This is a genomic window from Methanofollis sp. (assembly GCF_028702905.1).
Taxonomy (GTDB): Archaea; Halobacteriota; Methanomicrobia; order Methanomicrobiales; family Methanofollaceae; genus Methanofollis.
The window spans coordinates 1-2645 of record NZ_JAQVNX010000185.1 but is presented as its reverse complement, the minus strand read 5'-3'; the positions used below and the strand labels follow the sequence as shown (position 1 = coordinate 2645).

The following is a 2645-nucleotide window of genomic DNA, read 5'->3' as shown; positions in this document are numbered from 1 at the left end:
GAGGTCGAACCCGAGCTTCAGCGCCCTGAGGTTGAGGTCCTCGGTGCCCTTCGGGACCGAATCAAGGACGGCTTTCTCGATTGCCGCCTCAGAGACGACGCCGGTCGTCGCCACCAGTGCCCCGAGAATCACAATATTTGCGACGATCACCTTTTTAAGGGTGCTTTTTGCCTCGTACGTCGAGGGGATTTCGTAGTGCCGGCACGCCGGGCGGTCCTGGACAAGTTCCGCGTCGACGAGCATCAGGGCACTCCCGGGCGCCGAACGCCCGTACTTCAGGAAACCCTCCTGCGACATGATCACGTAGATATCGGGCTCCGTCACCTCGGGATAGAGGATCGGGTCGTCGTCGATGACCACGGCGCTCATCGACGCCCCGCCGCGGGCCTCGGGCCCGTAGACCTGGGTCTGGACCGCGTATTTGCCGTCGTGGATGGCGGCGGCCCGGCCCAGGATCACGGCCGCAAGGATGATCCCCTGGCCGCCGAAACCGGAGAAGCGAATTTCGTGCTTCATTTCGGCACCCCCGCCGCAGGGAGGTTCCGCCGCACAAACTCGCCGACCGGGAAGGTGCCGGCCGGGTGGGGCGTGCCCTCATCGTCCATCCGCCGCCACTTCTTCAGCAGCACCGCGTGGTCGCGCATCCAGACAATCATATCCTGCGCCTCGCGGAGTTTGTTCTTCCGCCCGTATCCGGTCGGGCACTGGACGACCGCCTCGATAAGGGAGAAGCCCGGCGTCTCCAGCCCTGTCTTCACCGCACGCGTCAGTTCCTGCACATGATACGAGGTCCAGCGGGAGACATAGTTCGCGCCCGCCGCCACCGCAAGGGAGGCGAGGTCGAAGGGGGGTTCGTGGCAGCCGTACGGCGTCGTCGTCGTGACGGCCCCGAGGGGCGTGCACGGGCTCCCCTGCCCGCCTGTCATGCCGTAGATGTAGTTGTTCATGCAGACGACAGTCAGGTCGATGTTCCGCCGGCACCCGTGGATGAAGTGGTTGCCGCCGATGGCGGCGAGGTCACCGTCGCCGGTGAAGACCACCACATGGAGGTCAGGGCGACTGAGTTTCACGCCTGTCGCAAAGGGGATCGCCCTCCCGTGCGTGGTGTGAAGTGAGTCGGTGATGATGTATCCCGGCGCCCGGGAGGAACACCCGATGCCTGAGACAAATACGGTGTCCTCGGGGGCCCAGCCCATCTGGTTCACGGCATTGAGGGTGCAGTTGATCACCGTGCCGTTCCCGCAGCCTGCGCAGTAGATATGGGGCAACCTGTCGGCCCGCAGCCAGTCCTGGTAGTTCACAGATATCCCTCCGCCATGGCGATGAGGCGTTGCGGCGTATGCAATTCGCCGCCGATCTCGGAGACCGGGACGACAGGGACCGCGGTGTGGCGGGCCGCTTCGCGCGCCATCTGCCCGAGGTTCAGTTCAGGCACCAGGAAGACGCGGGCGGATTTGAATGCCGCAAGCGCGAAGTCCGGGAAGGGCCAGACCACCTTCAGTCTCAGGTGGCCGACCCGTTCGTCGTCCAGGTCCCTGATCGCCTGCGCCACCGACCGCGACGGGGCGCCGTACGAGATGAAGACGACCTCGGCGTCGGGGTTCGTCACCTCGTAGTCGGCGATCTCGCGGTTTGCACCCTCCACCTTCCCGACAAGCCGCCGCACCAGGCGCTCGTGGACACGGGGGTCGGTCGAGGAGGGGTAGCCGCGGTCGTCATGAGTGAGGCCGGTTACGTGGACACCATAGCCGTGGCCGAATGCCGGGAAACCCGGCACGTCGTCCTCTCCCGGCGCAAAGGGGAGGGTGCCCTTCTCCAGGGGGCGCCGGGGCACGATCTCGACGCTGTCAGGGACCTCGATCCTCTCGCGCATATGCGCGATGATCTCGTCGGCCATCACGAAGGCCGGAACGCGGTACCGGTCGGCGAGGTTGAAGGCCTTTGCCGTGAGTTCGTACATCTCCTGCACTGAGGCCGGGCTGACCGCGATGATGCTCATGTCGCCGTGCGAGCCGAAGCGGCACTGCATCATGTCGCCCTGCGAGGCGCGGGTCGGCTGGCCCGTGCTCGGCCCGCCCCGCTGGACATCGACGATGACACACGGCGTCTCTGTCATGACGGCATAGCCGATGTTCTCCATCATCAGGGAAAAACCCGGCCCCGAAGTGGCGGTCATCGCCCGCGCTCCTGTCCAGGAGGCGCCGATCACCGATGCAATGCTGGCGAGTTCGTCCTCCATCTGGACGAAGACCCCGCCGATCTTCGGCATCTTCCGCGCCATGTGCTCGGCGATCTCGGTCGAGGGCGTGATCGGGTATCCCCCGTAGAACCGGCAACCGGCGGCAATGGCGCCCTCCGCACAGGCCGTGTTCCCCTGCATGAATTCAAGCCGCGTCAATCTTCAATCACCACCTTTTCGGGTTCAAAGGGTTTTTCTTCGACCCACCGGATCGCCTGGTCCGGGCAGATCATCTGGCAGACGCCGCAGAGCACCCGTCCGTAGAGCTTCTGGAGGCGGCAGTTGGTACAGCGCTCAGGACGGTCGAGGGTCGGGACCACGATGCCCCGCCTGTTCGGCGCCGTGCCCTCCTGAAATATCCTGTATGGGCAGACCAGGGTGCAGAGGTTGCAGCCCTTGCACCTGG

General features: G+C 65.3%; 4 protein-coding genes. All 4 read right to left on the bottom strand.

Features of this window, described 5'->3' with window-relative positions; all coding sequences use genetic code 11:
* A partial coding sequence (locus tag PHP59_RS12530; RefSeq protein ID WP_300167480.1) for a 2-oxoacid:acceptor oxidoreductase family protein occupies positions 1-516 on the bottom strand: 516 nt, incomplete at its 3' end.
* Entirely contained in the window at positions 513-1301 is a 789-nt protein-coding gene (locus tag PHP59_RS12525; RefSeq protein ID WP_300167478.1) for a thiamine pyrophosphate-dependent enzyme, read from the bottom strand. The genes PHP59_RS12525 and PHP59_RS12530, both read right to left, overlap by 4 nt.
* Entirely contained in the window at positions 1298-2398 is a 1101-nt protein-coding gene (locus tag PHP59_RS12520; protein ID WP_300167476.1) for a 2-oxoacid:acceptor oxidoreductase subunit alpha, read from the bottom strand. The genes PHP59_RS12525 and PHP59_RS12520 overlap by 4 nt, the downstream gene beginning before the upstream one ends.
* A partial coding sequence (locus tag PHP59_RS12515) for a ferredoxin family protein (protein WP_300167474.1) occupies positions 2395-2645 on the bottom strand: 251 nt, incomplete at its 5' end. The genes PHP59_RS12515 and PHP59_RS12520, both read right to left, overlap by 4 nt.